The organism is Streptomyces beijiangensis (assembly GCF_017315755.1).
Taxonomy (GTDB): Bacteria; Actinomycetota; Actinomycetes; order Streptomycetales; family Streptomycetaceae; genus Streptomyces; species Streptomyces beijiangensis.
Genome location: NZ_JAFLRJ010000638.1, coordinates 1 through 493, shown reverse-complemented (window position 1 = coordinate 493; position 493 = coordinate 1). Strand labels below are relative to the sequence as shown.

At 70.0% G+C, this 493-nt stretch carries 1 pseudogene; it reads right to left on the bottom strand.

Features of this window, described 5'->3' with window-relative positions:
- Positions 1-283: pseudogene (locus tag J0695_RS37755) on the bottom strand (asparagine synthase-related protein); the annotation flags it as partial.
- Positions 284-493 lie beyond the last annotated feature (210 nt).

Sequence of the window (493 nt, the reverse complement as noted above, 5' to 3'; positions counted from 1 at the left end):
CGCGGGCGGCGAAGAGTCCGACACGCAGTTGTTCGTCGGTGGCCGCGCAACAGCCCAGTACGGCAAGGTGCGTGAAAGGGTCGACGGAGATCACCCGGATCTCGTCGGGCCGCCAGTCGCCGACCGCCCAGAGCGGATCGGGGTCTCCCCACAGGAGTTGGGACCCGACGGGATGGACGGTACGGCCCTCATGGGCCTCGCCGATCGTCCCGGCCGTCACTGCGCCCGTGGCGGACGTGCCGAAGTGCGCGGCGATACTGCTCCACCCCACCAACCACCGCATCGCGCCGCCTCCACAGGCTGTGGACAACCAGTCGGGCACCATGCTGCCACGACAACGGCGTACAGGAGTGGCTACGGGGAGCGCGCGCCAAAAAGCGAATGCGCCCCCGGTACATGCCAATTGGCTGCCGGAGGGGCACCGGGCGAGGGTCGGTATCCGGCCAATCTGTCCGTACGGCGACGGGCACCTGCCCCCGCAGTCCGGGAGGCG